The following is a 20,015-nucleotide window of genomic DNA, read 5'->3' on the forward strand; positions in this document are numbered from 1 at the left end:
GAGGGTGAAGAGATGCCGCCAGTAGTTTATCAAGATAAATGTCAAGGGTGCGGAAAATGTGAAGAGATCTGTCCGGGGGATTTAATGGAACTAAATGAGAAAAAGAAGGCCTTTTGTCGGGCAAAAAGGGATTGCTGGGATTGCATGGCCTGTGTAAAAGCCTGCCGATTCGAAGCACTTGAAACGCGGATCCCCTATCAATTAGGGTACTATCCGGCTAGGCTTATTCCTAAGGTTAGGGAAAAGGAAATTGAGTGGACATGCATCGATATTAATGGAAAAGTAGATAAATTTTTGGTAAAAACCCACAATAAATAACCCATAACGGAACGACATCAAATATGACAAATAGCTAGCATGACTTAAGAATCCTTGGAGGCCAAAAAATCGGCATCTCCAAGGATTTGTTTTTTTGGTAACTTAAACCCCCACCCCGCTGCACGGTGCTATTGATGAAAATTGCGATTCAACATAACAGTTATTTCTTGTCCTTATTCATCAGAAATTCACAACTTTTTCATGAGTAAATCGTATCAGAGAGTTAGACTAAGGACATAGAAGAACAGCAAAACAATCGGGAGCAAACACAAATTAGAATTGATTGAGGAGGAATTTTCATGAAAAGAATCAGTACAAGAATTACAGCAATCCTAGGAACAACAACCTTAGCCCTAGGGCTCTTGACCTTGCCTGCCTTAGCTGAAACAGCTAACCAACCGGAAAACTCATGGTTTGGAAAAATGCATGGATATATGCAAAGAACTTTTTCACCTGAACAACACCAAACGCTTATGAATTCCCCGGAAATGCAAAATCTTCATAATTCAGAGGGCATGCAGAGTGCAATGCAAACTGGAGATATTGAGAAAATGCAAGAACTTATGAATTCAGATCCAACAGTTAGAGCTCATATGGGGGAGAATCTAGATAGAATGAATGAGATTATGAACAATTATGGAGCAAACATGATGAATAGCCAAAGGGCAATGGGAGGCTCTTATGGTTCGATGATGAATGGGAGAGCAAATAATTAAAGGGGGCGAACTTAAATGATGATGCTCGGTTTCATTCTCTTAGTTGTTGTTTTGTATTGTTGGAACAGTTCAGCGAATTCCGGAGGTTCAAGCTGCATTAACTATCGATTTGGTGCGAATACTTCGCTGGAAATCTTAAATGAACGATATGCCCGGGGTGAAATCCAACGAGAGGATTACCTTGAAAGGAAACAAGAGCTCTATATCCAAAAGCAGCCCATATCCCTTAAAAAGGATAAATAATGTTTGTAATTATGCTCAAAGGGAATATTTAAAACTAGTTTTTAAAATTGTCTAAAGGAGGAATTAATATGATGGGCGGTTGGGGTAATATGATGGGTGGCTGGGGACATGGTGGTTACGGAAGCGGGGGCTACGGAATGATGGGAATGGCCGGTATGGGATTGCACTTTATCTTTTGGGTTGGGATAATTATCCTAGGAATCTATCTGTTTCGTCGTCGCAATGCCTTACAGGGGTATAACCTTGCAATCGGGAAGCCTACTGCAATAGACATCCTGCGTGAACGATATGCCCGTGGGGAGATTGATTCTGAAGAGTTTCAAAGTAGAAAACGTGATTTAGAGGCTAAATGAATTTGACAAGGAAATGAGTCCAAAGACTAACAGTGGCTGGGAATTATTCCTCAGCCACTGTTAGTTTTTTAGGAAGTTTAATGATGAATTCCGTTGAACAGCCGATTTTACTCTGAACGGCGATGGTTCCTTGATGAAGTTGAGTGATCTGCCGAACCAACGCTAGCCCGATACCCGTCCCTCCTGTTTCCCGGGTTCTGGATTTATCCCCACGATAAAAGCGTTCGAAGATTAAGGGAAGATCCTCTTCCGAGATGCCCATACCTGTATTGCTTATTTTGATTTCTACAGAGTCTAAAGTCTGAGTAAGAGTAAGGTCTATTTGTCCACCCGGGTCTGAATATCTGTAGGCATTGTGAATTATATTGTAGAAGAGCCTGGTAAGAAGGCGCTCATCACCTAATATCCCCAGGCTTTCATTTGGAGGCTGCCAATTCAGAGCTAAATTCTTTTCCCGGAAAAGGGGATAAAGGCCATGAATTATTTTCTGAATAAGGTGATTTAGATCTACAGATTTCAGATTGAGCTGTATTCCACCTATCTCAGCAACATTTAAATCTTTAAGATCACTTGACAAGTCAACAAGCCGGTTAATTTCCTCATGAATAGAAGATAAGTTTTCCTGATCAGCGAGCAGGACTCCATCTTGAAAGGCTTCAATATAACTTTTAATTGAGGTTAAGGGAGTTCGCAATTCATGAGCAATATCTGCAGTAAATTGCTTGCGCAGGGTCTCTTGACGGTCTAAATTGTCGGCCATGGAGTTAAATGCTTTAGCCAGTTGTCCTACCTCGTCCCGGGAGCTGACTGAAACTCGTTCACTTAGGTAACCATGACCAATGCGGTCTGCGGCTTTAATTAATCGTTTGAGGGGAGCGACGAGTTGACGACTTGTAAAGTAACTAAGAAGTATGCCAAAGAGCAGAGCTAATCCTCCAGCGAAAAGCAATGAACGAAAGACTGCGGATTGGAATTGGACATCTTGAGGATTGAGAATTTGGGCTGTTGCTGGGTAGCGTACCTCTGCAGTGGCTAATGTCCCCAAAGGTCCAGACACTGTTAGGGTCTTTGTTTTCCACTGCGTAGTGGAAGAGGTGGACATATTCATTCCCATGCCCATTCCCTTTTGGCTGTGCATCATAGTTCCCATGGGGTTGTTTAAGGTGGCAATTAATTTGCCATTGGGATCAGTCAGAGTAACAACGGCACCAGTCGGGAGAGAATGACTTAATTCCGCCAGAGCCGTTGAGTCCCATAAGCCTTTAGCTTGATACAGTTCGCTTAGGCGAGTGGGTAATTGTTCTAAGGTGGCTTCATTTAACTGTGTTAAGTAATCGCTAAACTGTTGTTTAAAGACATAATTTACTGAAATAATGCTGAATGCTAAGGTAATAAGCGCAACGATGAGAGTGGAAAGAAACAATTTGGTACGCATTTTATTCCCTCGCATTCGGATTGAATTTATAGCCGATGCCATATACTGTGAGAACTATTTGCGGGTTACTCGGAGTGGTTTCAATCTTTTGACGAATTTTCTTAATATGGGCATCGATGACCCGGTCATCCCCCCCAAAGTCATGCCCTTGAACAATTTCGACTAGCTGCCCTCGAGATAATACCCGGCCGGGATGCTTGGCTAAGGCACCCAGAATTTTAAATTCAGTAGGAGTTAAAGAGATTTCTTGATCATCCAACCTGACCTCATACTGTAGGTTATTAATGGTTAGACCATTGTCATAAGAAATTATGTCTGCCAGAGGAGCAGTTTCATTACTGGAACGGCGTAATACAGCTCGCACACGGGCCACCACTTCCCGAGGGCTAAAAGGCTTCGTAATATAATCATCTGCCCCCATACTTAGCCCTTGGATACGGTCTTCTTCTTCAACTTTTGCTGTGAGCATAATGATTGGTACGGAAGATATTTTTCGGATTTCCCGGCAAATTTCGGTTCCCGACATGCCAGGCAGCATTAAATCCAGAATGAGCAAGTCAAAAGGATTTTCTTTAAACATGGTCAGTGCGGCAAGGCCATTAATAGCAGTGCTGACTTGGTAACCTTCTTGTTGGAGGTAGGCTTTGAGCACTGTTGTTATTTTTTTCTCATCATCAACTAGTAAAATCCTCATTGCTGACTGACTCCTTTATGCGAAATTGGGTTAGAAAGATATATCTTAATAAGCTGTTTTAAATCGAAGATAACGCTTCTACAGGGTCTATATTAATGGCCAGCCAAGCTGGGAAAAGAATTGAGACTATTCCTATTATGACAGAAGCGCTGATTGCGGTCAAAGCAATGACAGGATGAAAGGCAAAACTCATGGATTTTTGTAAAACCATGGGGGCAATCAAAGCCGAGGTCAAGATTCCGAGAAAATATCCAATAATTCCTCCGGCAAGACTTACCAAAAGTATTTCACGCATAAAAATGGCCAAGATATGTTGACGCCGAAAACCGATAGCTCGAAAGATACCAATTTCGGTAATACGATCGTTGATATTACCTGTAGTAGTAACGAATATAATCAAAATAGCGATAAGCCCTAATATGAGAGAACTAAGCAGGGAAAAGCTTGTAAACCGATCAATATTTTCTTGGGTTCCCTGGACTAACTGAGAGATTTCTGCAACCTTAGCGTCCGGTAGAACTTTACTTAGGAGAGCTGCAGTATTAGCCGGTTGAGCAGTATTGAGTTCGATCATAGACCAAGAATCGATTCCGGTAATCCATCGAGCGGTACTGAAATCAGTAAATACTCCATTGTCTTCTGAGCCGCCTGTTGACTGCATGATCCCCACAATGGAATAGATCTGACGGTTGAGTTCCAGAGTATCCCCAATTGCTAAGTTTTCTTGCTTAGCCAGATCTGAGCCGATAAGAACCTCTTGCTCAAGGGGAAATCGGCCCTCAATATGCCACCAGGGTTTCATTTTTACTTCACTGGGAAAATCAACGCCAATAATTAGATAGCGATTGTTAGTGCTGGAGGCTGAGCCAATAATTTTGGGGGCAATGCTGTTTAACATCAGATCAGGATAACTTTTTAATTGGGTTAAGGTTTCGGCGCTTAAATGCTTAACTTCGTAATTAACTCCGGGAACTGAGAGCCCTCCGTAGCTAAGGGTAAATTGTTCGGACTTGGGAGTTATAACGACGTTGGCTCCATATTGAGTTAAGCTTTTTCGTAGATCCACTTGCATGTTCTTAGCTAATGAATTCAATGTAACAGAAATGGCCACTACTAAAATAAACGTAAGCAGTAAGAAAAGAGTTTTTCCCTTCCGACGGCGTAAATTTTGGATCGCAATATCTGTTAAAGTCATGGTTTCCTCCGAAATTGAAAGTTTATTCCATTAAGACTGAAGTTTGCATGAGAAATATGCTGAAGTGTGTTAAAAGGACCGTCCCCTTTACACGTTTACACGCTTACAGATAGCGCAATGATTCGGTTGGGTCAAGCTTGGCGGCTCTCCAAGCGGGGGGCAGGCCGGCGAGCAGGCCAATTAGCAGTGAGGAACAAAGGGTATAGAGCAGTAAATCTGATTGCCAGGAAATAGGGACTTGAGATTTCATGAGCTTTGCAGCAAAATTTACGGCCATGCTCATGCCAAGACTATAACCTATTAATCCGCCCAGAAAGCTCAAAGAGCCTGCCTCAGCGAGGATGATTTTTATGATATGACGTTTTCTAAAGCCAATTGCTCTAAAGATGCCGATTTCTCTGGTTCGTTCTTCGACAGAAGCTTTCATGGTCATTGTAATTACTAAACTGCTGGTAACCACAATAATCACAGCGACACTCTGGGCAAAGAGGTTAAACTTGTTAAAGGTATCTTCTCGAGATTCTAAGCTGGACATTAAAGCAGTGACCTTAGTGCCGGGCAGTTTATCCCTTAATTGTTGAGTAACCTCTTCAATAGGACAGGTATAACATAAGGCGGCTGCTTCAATGAGACTTATCATATTAGGGCGGTCAGCTAATTTTTGTAGTACTGATAAATCCATAAATACTGCTTGATCATTCTCGATAGAACCTGTGGGCTGGATAACACCGGCTATTTTAAAGGGCTGCCCTAGGATGGTTATAGTTTGATTGGAGGCAAGCCCGAGAGAAAGGGCCAGATCCCTCCCTAATAACACCTCACCGGAGTTTGGAATTTGCTTTTTCTCCAGGCCATCTACTTTCCACCATTTCTTCAGCCGCAATTCCTGAGGGAAATCTACACCTAACAACAAAATATCTCGATCATTAAGGTTAGTAGTTACCAAAAGTTTTGGGGCAATGGTAGCCAGGGTCTCTTTATTCTTGATGGTTTGCATAAGCGGAATATAGGACATATCCAACTCTTTGATTTGAGAGGGAGCTTCCACAGTAATGCCGCCAAAGGTTAAGGATTGACCTGTTTCAGGGAGAATGAGGATATTGGAACCAAATTGATCAAGCTTGTTGGCGATATCTTCTTTCATGGCTTGGGTCGTTGTATAGAGAAAAATTATTGAAGCCACTCCAATAATGACGCTAAGCATTAATAGTACTGAGCGTGTTTTGCGGCGGCGAATATTTTGCAACGCTATGTTTGTAAGACGCATTTCAAGTCCTCCAGAATGCTTTATGGGATTTGAGCCAAAAATCCGTCACGGATATAAATAGCGCGGGAGACCCAGGCTAGGTTTTCTTCATTATGAGTTACCATAATAATAGTTAGACCATCCTTGTTCAGGGCTTGGAACAATTCTAAAAGTTCTTTTGCTGTTTTTGAGTCCAAACTTCCAGTGGGTTCATCTGCAAAAATAATTGCCGGACGATTGACAATGGCTCGAGCAATGGCCACTCGGTTTTGCTCCCCGCCGGATAATTGACTGGGGAGACGAAGGGATTTGGAGCGAAGACCAACTTTGTCTAAAACTTCTAAGGCCATCTCACGTTGTTCTTTTCCGGGGCGGGAGGTTATGGCCAGCGGGAGCATTACATTCTCTAAGGCAGTCAGGTAAGGAATTAATTGATATTGCTGAAAAACGAATCCCACGTATTCATGACGGAAATCTGCTAATCGTTCCGAGTCTAAGGCATAGACATCAATATCATCGATCAGGAGTGTGCCGGAGGTCGGGGGGGTCAATCCTCCTATAATACTTAATAGCGTGCTTTTGCCGGAACCTGAAGGGCCCATCAAAGCTAAAAATTCCCCTTGGTTAATCTCTAGATTGATATTGCTTAAGGCTTCGACGAGTTTGTCTCCATCGCCATAGGATTTGCTAACCTCACACACTTTAATTAAAGACATTTAGCGTTTCCTCCTAAGTTGCAGCAAGTAAAGTTATATAGCGCCCCGGTTAGAGTTAACGCACCCGTAAAACGAGTGCGTTAAGAAAGACTTTTTAAACCCTGGGTTCCCAAGCATCAAGTACTGCTTGAGGGATTTCAAGATTGTCGCCATTTAAAGAGTAAGTGAGTGCTTCCGGGGGATAGTCTTGACAACCACCGCTTAACCCCTTAAGTGTCTGAAGATCCCAGGTAGTCCCACAGACATTGCAAACTATTTGATTTCCAGTAATGTGGAAAGTTTCGCCTTTACAGGGTTCGCAAAAGCTGACTGCTACCATCACTTTTCCGTCGGGTTGGACAAAAGCTGTTAAGGGAATCCTTTTTCCGTTTTCTTTATACTCTGTCCAAATAAATTTCTTTTCCTTCACTGTACTGAGGGTGGTAACAATGGCCTTTCCGTTTTCGATTTTGCTTTCTGCTTTCGTCTGCTCAAGTTTTTCGCTAGGGCTGTAACTCATTGTTTGTCCAATATCTGCAGCTGCAGTAACCGAAGGATTAGGTTTGTTGCTGTTCGATACAAAGAAATAGGTTCCTATCATAATAACAACAGTTAAGATACCTGCAATAGTGTAAAGCAAGGTATTGTTCTTCTGAGGCTGGGTGAATTTTTGTTTTTTTTCCGTAAGGTTGTTATTCATCTCTGGTCCTCCTTAGTATTTTAAAGTTTTGTGAATGTAAAATAATCTGTCAGGTGGAGCGTTGGCTCCACCTGAGTAACCATTTTGATTTAGCTGAATGAAGCGCGTTAAACTATTATAAGGTTCTCCTTAAAGTTTATAAAGATGAAAATCTTGGTTTATGGATATCAGTCTGCAATCTAAACACTATACACGGGCATTACATTCTCATATCCATTCTGACCACGAAGGTTAGAAAGTTCAGTACACCGAAGATCAAGATGACAACTAAATAAGGCATCGCTACAGATAGAGCTTTCTTAGTTCCATAGTTCTTCTTCGAGATTCTATAAGCTGTATAAAGTGATCCTAATGTTCCGGAAATGACTAGGGCGTATTGCATAATTTGGATGGTTGGGTCAGAGACGAAGGAAGTTGGTCCCTCAATGTGTTTACCGAATAGGCCCATGAAGGTGTAGTAAATGGATTTCCCTTCTGCCAGAAGATGAAACAAGTTGTGGGCCATATGGGCGGCTAGATCAAGAGGAATAACTGCGTAACCAAAACGAGCGAAGGCAGTCCGCAGTGTTTCGCCAGTGAATCGTTTAGATATTGCAGTTGCTACGAATAGTAATAGTACCGGAGTCGTCATTGCAATGACAAAGAGAATGGTAAAGGCGATATCCCTGTCGGCAATTCCTAGGGAAAGTTCTGCCCACTTCAAGTAGGTCGGGTAAAACTCCAGCATGGTGATATTTTGGACAAAGACAATGCCGACGATGACAATTGCTAAGAAGGATTCTTCGAAACGTGCTCGGGTCATCCCCCAAAACTCGCTGGTTGGCTTGCGGGGAGTTAAGCGAATTGAATCATGAGGGCAGCTTTTAATACAGTTGCCGCAAAGATTACAATTAGCGTTGTTTTCCATAGCCATGGGAAATTCGAACATAGGACAGCCGGATGCTTTAGAGTTACCTTTGTAACAATCTCTAGTCGTGCAAGTTTTGCAGACTTCTTTGTCAGCTCGTAATTCCAGCATGCCGGTACGAGAGTAGTTTCCTGATAAGCTGCCTAGAAAGCATAGATATCGGCACCAGGTACGTCGTTCGAAGAGCATAGCTGTGACCATAACACCGCCAAGGATGAGCAGCAGGAGAGTCCCTGAACCTCGAGGAGATTCAACAACTCCCCAAATGTGGTCAGACCAAGTGATGAATATAAAGGTGATATCAATAATCCAGAGACCATATTTTCTTAAAAAGTTTGGAGCTTTACGATTAGCGCCAAAAAACCGCTGTGTCAAATCACTCACCCAGGCAAAGGGACAGACGGCACACCAGAATCGGCCGAATAGAAAGAAGAAAAGAGGGAGGAGCGGCCACCAGAGAACCCAAGTTGCGGCAGTGCCGAAGTTATCATGGGCATTTGTAGGCCCTGCTAGGGTTTCTACCATAATGACTGCGAAAATAATCACAGCCGGCCATTGAAAAATAGCGGGATACAGTGAACTTTGCATAAATCTTTTCAGAGGTTTAAACTTAAGAAAGTTTTTAGTTTGAGAGGAGTTAGGTTGGTTTTTTTGACTCATTTATTACTGAACCTCCTTGACACTGGACTGCTTTTGTTTGAGGAATTGGGCCATAATACCTGCTAGTACTACTATACCTCCAACACTTCCGATGAGGAGCCAGTTAGGACCGGTTTTGGAAACAGTAAGTGGCACCGTGAGGGTGGTTTCCCCCTGAGTAGGAGAGCTGATCTGAATGTCCTGGCTCCATTCCCCTTGTTTTGTTGGTGTGAGAGTAACCGCATACATTCCGGGTTCCATGTTGTCAAGGGTTGCTTGTCCTTTGATAGTAGTGTCTGAGTCCATACTCATTCCAGTCATGTTGCTGTGTGAACTACTGTCCATGAGCATCATACCAACATTCACGGAGGCATCCAGAACAGGCTCTTGGGTAGATTGATTTTTTATGGAAATCATAATAGTGACAGGTTTGTTCGGGACAGGTTTCTCAGGGGAAGTCTGTACACTCACTTCGAACTCTTCATCCTTAGCGACTGTGATTTCTGTTGCTTGGGATTCATTGTGGGCAGCTTCAGAAGAAGAATGGCCTGACATATTTTGATCGGACATGGTGCTAGATGGAGCAGGTTTGGTATCGGCCATCACTGGAAGTGCAAATAGTAAGTTTGAAGCTAAAGTCAATAATATAAGTGATGATTTAAAGTTCTTAGACATGAAGCACACTCCTATAAAGTAGATTTTGATTTAGGATATATGCAAAAAGTGTGCCAAGTTGGCAGGTTTGATATTTTATTTTTAAAATGAAGTTCAAAGTATAATCGTAAAGCTCGTTTAGCGAAGGCAAATGAGTAAAAAGGGCTTGTTTTTTGAGAATAAATACTTGTGGCTTGTGGCCAAATATTGAATATAAGATAGATTCTTTAATGGCTACAGTTCTGAAGTTAAACAAGAGTTGGCAGTGGAAGACAGGTTTAATAAAAAAACTGTGGGATTTCCCACACTGTGATGTTGGAAATCCCACAATTGAGGAGAATTACTATGCGAAGGATTCTAATCGCAGATGATGAAGCGAATATGCGCTGGGTGTTGGAAAGGGCTTTAAGTAGGGAAGGCTATGAGGTGGAAGTTGTTGAGGACGGGCAACTGGCTGTAGATAGGGCCATAGCAGAGCGGCCAAATCTAGTTCTGTTAGATTTAAAAATGCCAAAAATGGATGGGTTAACGGTTCTAAAGACCTTGAAAGAGTATTATCCGGATTTAATGATTATCATGATGACTGCCCATGGAAGTACTGCAACAGCAGTTGGAGCTATGAAGGCCGGGGCTCATGACTATTTAATGAAACCCTTTGATATTGATGAGCTGCTCATAACCGTTGCGAAAGCTTTTGAAGTGGAAAGTTTACGTGAACAGATGGATTATTTAAAAGGAGAAGTTCGCAGCGGGGGATGGCAGCTTGTGGGGAATAGTGAAACAATGAATGGGGTCAAACATTTAGTAGAGCGAGTGGCCCTTACACCCGCTACGGTACTTATTCAGGGAGAGTCAGGAACCGGTAAGGAATTGGTTGCCCATGCGATACATACCTTAAGTCCTCGTGTTAATGGACCTTTCATCCGAGTGAACTGCGCTGCTTTGACTGAAACTCTGCTGGAAAGTGAGCTGTTTGGACATGAAAAAGGAGCTTTTACAGGAGCCCATGCTCGTAAGACTGGACGATTTGAATTAGCCGATGGAGGGACACTTTTTCTCGATGAGATCGGGGAACTGTCCTTTAATGTTCAAGCAAAGCTCTTAAGGGTTCTGCAAGAACGTACCTTCGAGCGGGTGGGTGGAGAGAAGACAATCAAGGTTGACGTGCGGATTATTGCTGCCACAAATCGTGATTTACTGAAAGAGTCTCAAGAAGGACGTTTTCGGGAAGACCTCTACTATCGACTCAGTGTCTTTCCGATTTTTATTCCGCCCTTAAAGGAACGCCGGGAAGACATTCCTTTGTTAGTGAACCATTTTTTAAAGAAACTAAGGACTTACGGGCAAGCAAAAGCCTTTAGCCCCGGAGCTCTAAAGCAGCTTATGGAGTACGACTGGCCGGGAAATGTGCGGGAATTAGAAAATGTGGTAGAGCGGATGGTGATTATTTCCCAAGGGTCGGTAATCGGAGATGAAGGGTTGCCCATTGTTAACAGTGCTCGGAAAGTAAAGGAACCTGATCTCTTTGTTTTGCCTCCCCAGGGGGTTTCGCTAGAAGAATTAGAAAAGTCTTTTCTCCAGCAGGCGATGGAACAAACGGGGGGGAACCAAAGTCAGGCTGCCAAGCGGTTGGGCCTTTCTAGGCACGCTTTTCTATACCGCTTAGAAAAATACGGAATAGATCCTCATTGGGGGATTTAGGGGGGATTTTATGCAAAACCATGAAGCTCCAGAACATAATCGTTCTCGAGCTCTCTTTGATCTCATTATAATTGGGCTTGTTATAGTGATCTTAACCACTATTCATTATACTAACTATCATTATGAAGTGGATTATCATATACTCTTGCAATTTGCCTATTATCTTCCGGTTATTTACGCGGCTATGCGCTTTGGGCCGGCTGGAGGAATTATTTCCAGCTTCATTATAACCTTGCTTTTCATACCGCTGATGACTCATATGCAGAGTAGTCTAACACCGGCGGCAAAATATACCCAATGGGTAGAAGTCGGCTTAATTAACGTCATTGGTTGGTTAACAGGCTTTCTAACAGAAGAAGAACGAATAGCCAAGCGTAAATATCAGCTCGCCCTAATGGTTCAAAAAGAATTGGTGGAAAAGTTAAAGCGAGAAGGACAGGAACGGGAACGATTAGAAGGTGAGATCCGGCAGACTGAACGAGTAACAGCACTGGGACATATGAGTGCCGGCTTAGCTCATGAAATTCGTAATCCTTTAGGGATAATGAAAGTGAGTATCCAAATGCTGGCCCAAGAAAAGTTTGGCGATGGAGTGGTTTCGGAGTATTGTCGAATACTCTTAGAAGAATGTGAAAGGTTAAATCGCTTATTAAGCGAGTTCTTGTCCTTTGCCCGCCCTAAAGAACTGCTAAGAGAGAAGATTGCTTTAGGGGAACTTTTAGATGAAGGGGTATGCTTGATCCAACCTGCGCTGCAGCAAAACCACATTGAGTTGGAACGGGTACGCAGTGAGCTGGATCAGAAGGAGGTTGAGGTGGATCCGGATCAGATTAAGCAAGTGATTTTAAACATCTTACTGAATGCTATTGAAGCCCAGGGAATAGGCGGGATGATTCATTTGCAGGTCGTGGAGGAAGAAGGATATGTAGGTTTTGCGGTTACTGATCAAGGACCGGGTATTACCCAGGAGGTCATGCCCTATCTCTATGACCCCTTTTTTACAACAAAGGATAAAGGGACGGGATTAGGGTTATCTGTTGTACACCGTATTATGGATCAACATGGAGGAAAAGTGACTATTTCAAATCATAATGAACGGGGAGCGCGGGTTGGGGTACTGTTGCCTTTGGTTTAAGTAAATAGATAAAAACGATCCCTTTAGTACGCTTTTTGTACTATAAGAATCGTTTCCTGGAAAGGCCCGTTTATCAATTGCAAACACCCACTATAGAAGTGGGTGTTCCTTATCTGCTTCGGTTGAGAGGAGAGTCCTCCTTCGCTGCAAAGTAGTCCTTTAGGGTTATAGGCGGCTCGGCGAAACCATCCACCGGAGGCTTTCGTCGCCGAAGTCTCGATGTTAAGCTTTGCTGAACCAGTTATTTGCTGATATATTTCATGCGGCTTGAACCGTAATCAGTAATTTTATACCATTGATTTAGCTGGCCGTCGCCATCTGAGGTGACGTTTGTCAGGGCGATAAGGCCAACGGCTTTTAGGGAAAGCAGATAATCGTCGATACTTTTATCATTAACATTTCTATCAAGGGGGTACTCTTTTTTTAACATTTTGGTAATTTCCCGATTTGAGAGACCTTCGTTATGGAAGATCATATCTACTACTCTAAATTTCACAGGTAGCTGTCCCATGGTAAGCCTCCTTATCGATTTCTTAGATTGACGAGATCCTTAGGATTGCCAATGGTAAGGATAGTGCCAAGGCAAATTATTATGACTCCGATAATCAGGTTAGGGGTTAATTGCAAATCATTTAACAGCCATCCGAAGAAGACTGACCATAAAGCAAAGGTAACGTTCAGGCCCATAGCGCGCCCTACTCCTGTCATATTCATTGCTCGATACCAAGACAAAAAGGAGGTAGCTCCAATCATAGCTATAACAGCAATATACCATCCAGCGGATGTGGTGAAACTATGGAAAAAAATTTGGTAGGAAACTCCTCCTATCAAAGGAAGGATGGCGAAGATATAGACAAAGAATGATGTGGCTTCCCGTATACCTATTGCTATTTCTGGATCGACTAAATCCATTCCATAAGTTGAGATAACACCTTCAACTGCCCAGCCGATGGCAGCAACCGCAGCTAGTCCTATGCCCAGATAAAAGTAAGGATAGTTTGATCCTTCAGGTGGAACCATTCCAACTACGAATGAGCCAACAATTGCTAAGCTTATCCCACCCCAAACACGAGGTGAAAGTTTTTCTTTGAGAAAGATTGCCCCCAGAATTGCGCCTATGGCTGGGTAAGCAGCGGTGATGGCGGCCGTGTAGGAAGCACCTGCAAAATAAATCCCCAGCAAATTGCCGGACATCCCAATGGGCCCTCCTAGAATAGAGGCCAGCATGATCATCTTGGCCGGGCGGGTTTTTAGAGTTCGTGCGTACTCACGCCATTTCCCCTTAATCACATTATGAATAAATAGCCATAGTGCGGCGAATCCATCGTGGATACAGGCTCCCACTAAAGGTGCAGCAAAGATACTCATATTGTTTGTGAATGGCCCTAAAGCGAGTACCATGCCCATTAAAACACCGTTTAAACCCCAACAAGCGCCAGCCAATAAGCCGCTTCTGATACCTTTTTTTGCAAAGGCGAGGTCTTTTTCTAGTAATAATGATTGTGTTTGTGCATCCATAGTGTTTATATAACTCCTTAAAATAATATTTTCTTCTAAGGGTAACCGACTATGAGAAATATTTAACAAGCCTTGACATAGAACTAAAGTATAAATTACTGAATGATCGTATTATAAGATTAGATTTGACCGAAAGTAAAATACATACTGAATATGCCCCCTATAATCAATTAAAGCTGACGATATATATCATTTATGACAATAACTAGAAAAGTCGAGATAACGAAAATTTATCTCGACTTAAAATGTGCTGTTTAGTTATCTGGACATAAATGTCAGAGAGTACGGTCTGAGGCTGCAGCTCGCAAGTTTTACTTATACCTTTTGGAGCAGACGTTTTTAATGACTTTAATAAATTCTTTTTCGACTAAGGAGAGATGATGGCGATTCAGCCATATCAAAAGGATTGTAACCTCTAAATGGGCATCACTGAGGGCGATTTTTTTTATCTTACTGGATTTGACGTATTCGTCAGCCATGAACTGAGGGACGAAGGCAATTGTTTTACCTTGAGATAGAATCTTTTCCATCATCTCTAAGTTATCAACCCTGTAAGACACATTAATATCGCCGTATTTTTGCAATACACTCGATACACCACAATCAGTAATGTATTCAGTGTTGTATAAAAGAATAGGCAAAGAGAGAGCATTCTTGAGGGTCATAGTCGAGGAGTCCTTAGTCATCTCGCAGTTATTTCCGGAAATGATGACTAACTCATCTGAAAACAATTCTTTGTAATTGATATCTTTTGCTTTGGAAAAAGCATCGGTTTTTAAGATCATCCCAAAATCAGCTTTACCAGATTGAACATCCCGTAGTATATTGTTTGATTCTCCGACTTTCAAAATGGTATCAACTTTAGGATGGTCATGTTTAAAGGTTGTCAATATTTCAGGCATTACAGTTATGTTTATGCTTGGGTCAACAGCCATTGAAATATTACCATGTAACTCAATCGAATCCCCATGAGCAATGGATTTGATTTCATCCACTTTATTGAGAACGTCCTTAGCTATGACAATAATCTGTTCACCCATTTCAGTAAGTTGGGCTCCTGCATTAGTCCTTTTTAGCAGAACAACACCCAGTTCGTCCTCCAGTTTACTGATGGCAGAGCTAAGCGCAGGTTGTGAAATGTGGGAACGTTCGGCAGCAAGAGAAATCGATTTGGATTCATGGACAGCAATTAAATAGGATAATTGTTCTAAGCGCATATTATCTAACCATCCTTGAAAGTGTATTTGCTATATTGAAAAATTTGAATCTATAAACTTAGCATTATATATCATTATACTATGAGTGGTTCAATATAACAAAAGAAAGAAAGGTGCAATAAATAACCTTTTATTGGTAGAAACTAAGTATATAAGTATTTTTCTTATTAAAATTCCTAATAGCTCGCCACAATATTAACTATAGGGGGTATAATCACTAAGTATTTTACATGGAAATGCATTTTACCGTATAATCTGCAACATAAGTGATGGAAATCACAATTAAAACACAATAAAAACACAATTATGAAGGGGGAAAGTTAACGGTCTCATTTCGATTTATGAATTTTTATAAGTGGGGTGCTATAATATGCCCCCAGGCCCTCGGAGGGACTAATTAAGTTGATTATCGTCTAGTCTAAAACCCGGTTCTCAGATTAAATCACAAGAAAGGGTGAATAACTTGTCACAAGAGAAGTCAAAAGGTCTATATGCTCGAATTAATCCTGTTGTTTTCTGGGGCAGTGCTATTTTATGTGTTCTGTTATATGCCCCAATGCTTATTTATGGTGCAGAGCTGCAACCTCATGTAGCAGTCATATTAAAAGCTATAACCTATAATATGGACTGGTTATGGTTATTATTTGCTTTGGGTTGTGTACTGTTTTCACTTTGGTTAGCTTTTGGCAAATATGGCAATGTAAAATTAGGCGGAAAAGATGATAAACCTGAATTCTCAGACTTCAGCTGGATATCGATGATGTTCACTGGCGGTGTTGGAGCTGGTTTAGTTTACTGGACCATGGCTGAGCCTCTTTATTATCTTAAGTTTCCTCCTTACTGGGCTGAACCATTTTCAGCACAAGCTGGGCAATTCGCTCTTGCTTATGGAATATTTCACTGGGGTCTTTCGGCTTGGGCTATCTTTGTCCCAGGAGCCATCGCCTTTGCCTACATGATTTACGTTAGAAAAAAACCCTACTTCTACCCAAGCTATGCTTGCCGGGGATTATTGGGAGACTTGGTAGACGGATGGGTTGGCAGAGCTATCGATATCTTTGTTGTACTCGGTCTGGTCGGAGGATTAGGAACAACCTTAGGAACGGTTATACCTATGATGTCGGCTGTAAGCGCTGGTTATCTGGGTATTGAAGATACTATGACGGTAAAAGTTGTGGTCACCCTGGTGGTGGCAGCCGTATTTACCTATAGTGCTTTCTCCGGTTTAAACAGCGGAATCAAAAAGTTATCGGAATTAAATAGTTGGTTATGTATGGGATTATTAGCTTTTGTCATGCTTGTTGGCCCAACCTTATTTATGTTATCACTTTATGTTGACAACCTAGGGGTTTTGGCTACTCACTTTTTACGGATGAGTTTATACACAGATCCCATTACCAAATCCGGTTTTCCTCAAGACTGGACAGTATTTTACTGGGCCTGGTGGGCAGCATGGGCTATGTATTTCGGCTTATTTGTTGCTAGGATCTCCAAGGGGAGAACGATCAAAAACGTTGTTATTAATATGATGGTTGTAACCTCCATCGGCTGTTCACTGTTCTTCTTAGTGTTCGGCGGCTATACAGTGGATCTTCAGCTTAATCAAGGGATGGCCCTTGATCAGATTATGAAGGACGCTGGTCCCGCGGGAATGATTTCCGCAGTCTTGCATACCTTACCCTTAACCAAAATTGTAATTCCCTATTTCCTATTTGTTATGCTTATTTTCCAAGCTACTACCATTGACTCCAATGCCTTTATTATTTCCATGATTTCTTGCAAGGAGGTTAGAAATGATCAGGAATCTCCTCGCTGGACGAGACTTTTCTGGTGTGTACTCCTGGCAGTGATCGGGGTGGCTATTATGATGGTGGGCGGATTATCCGTTGTTCAGCTTTCATCCGTTGCCACCAGTATACCCATTATAGGAATTATCATCATCTTATCGCTCTCCCTGCTCAAGTGGCTCAAGGAGGATTTTGGACAAGAAGATAAAGTGCAAGTTGTCGATTATCCGGAAGAAGACTAATTATAACAGGGCTGTCGCGGTAAGCCCAGCCCGGAAAATAGCAAAAGGCGGCTTCAGCCAGAAGCCGCCTTTTGCCGTCAAATGTCTCAATGAGGTTGGGTTTTTAGGATCTTTCTGTAAAACGAACATTAGTAACAACAAGTGATGGCATATCGTTGTCACCTGTTTCGCTTTTACATTAACACTAAACATTAACTATTAAAAATCCTAATAAGCCCTAGTTAACTTAACTATACGGGGCATAATTAGTCGGTATTTTACACATAAACGCGAATTGAATATAATTCGTGTTGAAAGTGAATGAAGTTACAAGTATTAGCAACTGCGTGTTTGGCCGTTAGGTAGCAAACTTTTCCCCACTTTGTTGGAGAATTGCAAATAAGTTAGCATTAATTCATAAGGAGTGACAATTATTATGAAAAGAACTGCACTTACCCCCAAATTATTGGTTCTAGGTGTTGACGGTATGGATCCTAGAATTACTCAGAAATTCTTGGCAGAAGGAAAAATGCCTAATTTGAAGAAATTCATTGAACGTGGATCAGCTCGTGAAGATCTTAGACTTCTCGGAGCAATTCCGACAATCACACCTCCATGTTGGACAACTCTTGCCACAGGCGCTTACCCGGGAACTCATGGCATCACTTGCTATTGGAGACAATCGCCAGAAAGCCTTGACGCAGTTGTATACAATATGGATTCCCGTAATTGCACTGCTGAACAAATCTGGAATATTACATCTGAAGCTGGAATGAAGACCCTCGTCTGGCACTGGCCAGGGAGTTCTTGGCCTCCGACCTCTCACAGTGAAAACTTAAGTGTTGTAGATGGAACTCAACCAGGTTCTGTTAATATGGGTGTCGCTCAACTAGACTGGGAAAAAGTTATCGTTGCTACACCTGACATCACAGAGGTACGCTATGCACCTAGAGTAGATAAGCCGGCTGGAGTTGGCTGTATCATTACCGATTTGGAAGATTCTTTAGATGCTGATGTGGACGATGAAATGATGGAACTTTGGTGGGGGGATACAGCTCGCCAAGGTGGCGAAATTCGCACCTATGTCATGGACGATGAAGATACAGAAGTTGTTATCGGTAGTAAAGTTGCTTATGATATCGTTAACTCTCCTCTTAAAGATGCTACAGGCTGGGCAAATGCTCCAGAAGGTGCTAAAGAGTTCACTATCCTAACTTCCGGTGGAGTTATGAGACGACCTGCCTTAATTCTGAAGAATGAAGCTGGCGAATATGATCGAGTCGCCATTTATAAGAATAAGAAAGCTGAAGAGCCGATTGTTACTTTAGTTCGGGATGTAATGGAAACAGGAATTATTGATGACGTTACCAAGAAAGAAGTCACTAAGCCTGCTTGCCGTTCTATGAAAATCTTAGAACTTGATCCAGCTGGTAACAAAGTTAGACTTTGGATTAGCAACGCACTTGATATTGCCAATGACCAATTATGGCATCCTAAAACTCTCTTTAATGAAGTCATTGAAAATGTTGGCGTAGTTCCACCTGTTAGCTTAATCGGTGGTGAAGATGCTGAATTGGTTGGCGAAATTTTTGAACCTTCATGGGTAAAATACAATAAATGGCAAGCTGACTGCATGAATTATTGCATCAAAGAGAAGGGCTATGAAGTAGTATTCTCTCATCTCCACAACATTGACTGTGCCGGTCATCAATTATGGCACCTGGGTAAGACACTTGCTCCTTGGGATCACACAGATGAAAAAACCTATCAAGGGTTCATTGAGAAATTCTATGTGCAAACAGATGATTATCTTGGCGAATTCATGCATTTGTTAGATGAAGGTTGGACTGTATTCCTTCTCAGTGACCACGGTCTGATTGTAGGGGAAAACGTACCTCCGATTATCGGAGAATACGGTGGTCTTAATACAAAAGTTATGGAAGAACTTGGCTATACAGTCATGAAAAAAGATGAAAATGGCAATTCCATCAGAGAAGTTGATTGGGAAAAGACAAGAGCCGTTCAAATCCGCAGTAACTATATTTATATCAACCTTAAAGGCCGTGATAAGTATGGCATTGTCGATCCTAAAGACAAATATGATCTAGAAGAACAAATTATTTCTGATCTGTATAATTACAGAGATGACAAAACCGGCAAACGGGTTATCGGTATTTGCTTGAGAAATAAAGACGCTGTGCTTATTGGTGCTAATGGACCGGAATGCGGTGATATATTCTTCTCAGTTGAAGAAGGATACAATAGGCTGCACGGAGATAGCATCTCAACTTCAGAAGGATATTTCGAAACATCAGTTTCCCCAATTTTCGTAGCTGCTGGTTCTGGTATTAAGTCTGGATTTACAACAGAGCGTACGATCCGACAAGTTGATGTGGCTCCTTCAGTTTCAGTATTACTTGGTCTTCGTTTCCCCGCACAATGCGAGGGAGCACCGATCTATCAAATCTTCTCCGAAGAAGTTTAATAATCTATAGAACCTGTGCAGCTATCAGAGAGCAGCTGATAGCTGCCTTTCTGATAGCTGCCTTTTAAATAGATCTACGGACATGCATGAAGATAACCCTGAAAAATGGGATATATTAAATATTAGAATTAGAGCCCAAAGAGCTTGAACCTGACA

19 protein-coding genes are annotated in these 20,015 nt (G+C 42.0%); 8 read left to right on the forward strand and 11 right to left on the reverse strand.

Annotated features, from left to right (window positions below; genetic code table 11):
* Nucleotides 1–12: 12 nt before the first annotated feature.
* From DESMER_RS03010 to DESMER_RS03025, 4 genes are all read left to right on the forward strand, one after another.
* Nucleotides 13–318: a 4Fe-4S binding protein gene (locus tag DESMER_RS03010; protein ID WP_014901585.1), complete on the forward strand. Its 306-nt coding sequence runs from the start codon at nt 13–15 to the stop codon at nt 316–318.
* 299 nt (nt 319–617) lie between these two features.
* Nucleotides 618–1,034 (forward strand): hypothetical protein, encoded by a 417-nt coding sequence (locus DESMER_RS03015; RefSeq protein WP_014901586.1) that lies wholly within the window; start codon nt 618–620, stop codon nt 1,032–1,034.
* A gap of 15 nt (nt 1,035–1,049) precedes the next feature.
* Nucleotides 1,050–1,277, forward strand: coding sequence for an SHOCT domain-containing protein (locus DESMER_RS03020; protein WP_014901587.1), 228 nt, complete (start codon nt 1,050–1,052; stop codon nt 1,275–1,277).
* A 68-nt stretch (nt 1,278–1,345) separates the two neighbouring features.
* Nucleotides 1,346–1,630: an SHOCT domain-containing protein gene (locus DESMER_RS03025; protein WP_014901588.1), complete on the forward strand. Its 285-nt coding sequence runs from the start codon at nt 1,346–1,348 to the stop codon at nt 1,628–1,630.
* Nucleotides 1,631–1,673: 43 nt separating this feature from the next.
* On the opposite strand, the gene DESMER_RS03030 is transcribed toward DESMER_RS03025, so the two are convergent.
* The 8 genes from DESMER_RS03030 to DESMER_RS03065 form a co-directional block, all read right to left on the reverse strand.
* A complete protein-coding gene (locus DESMER_RS03030; protein WP_014901589.1) occupies nt 1,674–3,065 on the reverse strand; it encodes a sensor histidine kinase in 1,392 nt (463 codons plus the stop codon).
* 1 nt (nt 3,066) lies between these two features.
* Nucleotides 3,067–3,759 (reverse strand): response regulator transcription factor, encoded by a 693-nt coding sequence (locus DESMER_RS03035; RefSeq protein WP_014901590.1) that lies wholly within the window; start codon nt 3,757–3,759, stop codon nt 3,067–3,069.
* Nucleotides 3,760–3,817: 58 nt separating this feature from the next.
* Nucleotides 3,818–4,954, reverse strand: a complete 1,137-nt coding sequence (locus tag DESMER_RS03040; protein WP_014901591.1) for an ABC transporter permease — start codon at nt 4,952–4,954, stop codon at nt 3,818–3,820.
* Nucleotides 4,955–5,057: 103 nt separating this feature from the next.
* On the reverse strand, nt 5,058–6,221 hold the full coding sequence (locus DESMER_RS03045) for an ABC transporter permease (RefSeq protein WP_014901592.1): 1,164 nt from the start codon (nt 6,219–6,221) through the stop codon (nt 5,058–5,060).
* A 20-nt stretch (nt 6,222–6,241) separates the two neighbouring features.
* Nucleotides 6,242–6,916 (reverse strand): ABC transporter ATP-binding protein, encoded by a 675-nt coding sequence (locus tag DESMER_RS03050; RefSeq protein WP_014901593.1) that lies wholly within the window; start codon nt 6,914–6,916, stop codon nt 6,242–6,244.
* Between the two features lie 94 nt (nt 6,917–7,010).
* Nucleotides 7,011–7,595 (reverse strand): DUF2318 domain-containing protein, encoded by a 585-nt coding sequence (locus DESMER_RS03055; RefSeq protein WP_014901594.1) that lies wholly within the window; start codon nt 7,593–7,595, stop codon nt 7,011–7,013.
* 199 nt (nt 7,596–7,794) lie between these two features.
* Nucleotides 7,795–9,162, reverse strand: a complete 1,368-nt coding sequence (locus DESMER_RS03060; RefSeq protein ID WP_014901595.1) for a 4Fe-4S binding protein — start codon at nt 9,160–9,162, stop codon at nt 7,795–7,797.
* A gap of 3 nt (nt 9,163–9,165) precedes the next feature.
* Entirely contained in the window at nt 9,166–9,816 is a 651-nt protein-coding gene (locus DESMER_RS03065; RefSeq protein WP_014901596.1) for a hypothetical protein, read from the reverse strand.
* Between the two features lie 324 nt (nt 9,817–10,140).
* Between DESMER_RS03065 and DESMER_RS03070 the strand changes: the two genes are divergently transcribed.
* Together DESMER_RS03070 and DESMER_RS03075 are read left to right on the forward strand one after the other, a co-directional pair.
* On the forward strand, nt 10,141–11,496 hold the full coding sequence (locus DESMER_RS03070; protein WP_014901597.1) for a sigma-54-dependent transcriptional regulator: 1,356 nt from the start codon (nt 10,141–10,143) through the stop codon (nt 11,494–11,496).
* A gap of 10 nt (nt 11,497–11,506) precedes the next feature.
* A complete protein-coding gene (locus DESMER_RS03075; RefSeq protein ID WP_014901598.1) occupies nt 11,507–12,631 on the forward strand; it encodes a two-component system sensor histidine kinase NtrB in 1,125 nt (374 codons plus the stop codon).
* Nucleotides 12,632–12,872: 241 nt separating this feature from the next.
* On the opposite strand, the gene DESMER_RS03080 is transcribed toward DESMER_RS03075, so the two are convergent.
* From DESMER_RS03080 to DESMER_RS03090, 3 genes are all read right to left on the reverse strand, one after another.
* A complete protein-coding gene (locus DESMER_RS03080; RefSeq protein WP_014901599.1) occupies nt 12,873–13,142 on the reverse strand; it encodes a hypothetical protein in 270 nt (89 codons plus the stop codon).
* Nucleotides 13,143–13,153: 11 nt separating this feature from the next.
* The gene (locus tag DESMER_RS03085; RefSeq protein WP_014901600.1) at nt 13,154–14,149 is read right to left on the reverse strand and encodes a DMT family transporter; all 996 of its coding nucleotides are present in this window, start codon (nt 14,147–14,149) and stop codon (nt 13,154–13,156) included.
* 311 nt (nt 14,150–14,460) lie between these two features.
* Nucleotides 14,461–15,366, reverse strand: coding sequence for a LysR family transcriptional regulator (locus DESMER_RS03090; protein WP_014901601.1), 906 nt, complete (start codon nt 15,364–15,366; stop codon nt 14,461–14,463).
* Between the two features lie 463 nt (nt 15,367–15,829).
* Here DESMER_RS03090 and DESMER_RS03095 point away from each other — a divergent pair, with 463 nt between their 5' ends.
* Together DESMER_RS03095 and DESMER_RS03105 are read left to right on the forward strand one after the other, a co-directional pair.
* Complete coding sequence (locus DESMER_RS03095) at nt 15,830–17,395, forward strand: BCCT family transporter (protein ID WP_014901602.1); 1,566 nt, start codon at nt 15,830–15,832, stop codon at nt 17,393–17,395.
* A gap of 415 nt (nt 17,396–17,810) precedes the next feature.
* Nucleotides 17,811–19,859 carry an alkaline phosphatase family protein gene (locus DESMER_RS03105; protein WP_014901603.1) on the forward strand — a complete coding sequence of 683 codons (2,049 nt, stop codon included), beginning with the start codon at nt 17,811–17,813 and terminating at the stop codon, nt 19,857–19,859.
* The last annotated feature ends 156 nt before the right edge of the window (nt 19,860–20,015 follow it).

The sequence above is a fragment of the Desulfosporosinus meridiei DSM 13257 genome (genome assembly GCF_000231385.2).
GTDB classification, from domain to species: Bacteria; Bacillota; Desulfitobacteriia; order Desulfitobacteriales; family Desulfitobacteriaceae; genus Desulfosporosinus; species Desulfosporosinus meridiei.

Coding starts and splice junctions, on each gene's coding strand:
- DESMER_RS03085 (WP_014901600.1), bottom strand. CDS start 14,149: ATGGATGCACAAACACAATCATTATTACTAGAAAAAGACCTCGCCTTT.
- DESMER_RS03010 (WP_014901585.1), top strand. CDS start 13: ATGCCGCCAGTAGTTTATCAAGATAAATGTCAAGGGTGCGGAAAATGT.
- DESMER_RS03070 (WP_014901597.1), top strand. CDS start 10,141: ATGCGAAGGATTCTAATCGCAGATGATGAAGCGAATATGCGCTGGGTG.
- DESMER_RS03090 (WP_014901601.1), bottom strand. CDS start 15,366: ATGCGCTTAGAACAATTATCCTATTTAATTGCTGTCCATGAATCCAAA.
- DESMER_RS03015 (WP_014901586.1), top strand. CDS start 618: ATGAAAAGAATCAGTACAAGAATTACAGCAATCCTAGGAACAACAACC.
- DESMER_RS03040 (WP_014901591.1), bottom strand. CDS start 4,954: ATGACTTTAACAGATATTGCGATCCAAAATTTACGCCGTCGGAAGGGA.
- DESMER_RS03025 (WP_014901588.1), top strand. CDS start 1,346: ATGATGGGCGGTTGGGGTAATATGATGGGTGGCTGGGGACATGGTGGT.
- DESMER_RS03030 (WP_014901589.1), bottom strand. CDS start 3,065: ATGCGTACCAAATTGTTTCTTTCCACTCTCATCGTTGCGCTTATTACC.
- DESMER_RS03055 (WP_014901594.1), bottom strand. CDS start 7,595: ATGAATAACAACCTTACGGAAAAAAAACAAAAATTCACCCAGCCTCAG.
- DESMER_RS03065 (WP_014901596.1), bottom strand. CDS start 9,816: ATGTCTAAGAACTTTAAATCATCACTTATATTATTGACTTTAGCTTCA.
- DESMER_RS03045 (WP_014901592.1), bottom strand. CDS start 6,221: ATGCGTCTTACAAACATAGCGTTGCAAAATATTCGCCGCCGCAAAACA.
- DESMER_RS03080 (WP_014901599.1), bottom strand. CDS start 13,142: ATGGGACAGCTACCTGTGAAATTTAGAGTAGTAGATATGATCTTCCAT.
- DESMER_RS03035 (WP_014901590.1), bottom strand. CDS start 3,759: ATGAGGATTTTACTAGTTGATGATGAGAAAAAAATAACAACAGTGCTC.
- DESMER_RS03075 (WP_014901598.1), top strand. CDS start 11,507: ATGCAAAACCATGAAGCTCCAGAACATAATCGTTCTCGAGCTCTCTTT.
- DESMER_RS03060 (WP_014901595.1), bottom strand. CDS start 9,162: ATGAGTCAAAAAAACCAACCTAACTCCTCTCAAACTAAAAACTTTCTT.
- DESMER_RS03020 (WP_014901587.1), top strand. CDS start 1,050: ATGATGATGCTCGGTTTCATTCTCTTAGTTGTTGTTTTGTATTGTTGG.
- DESMER_RS03050 (WP_014901593.1), bottom strand. CDS start 6,916: ATGTCTTTAATTAAAGTGTGTGAGGTTAGCAAATCCTATGGCGATGGA.
- DESMER_RS03105 (WP_014901603.1), top strand. CDS start 17,811: ATGAAAAGAACTGCACTTACCCCCAAATTATTGGTTCTAGGTGTTGAC.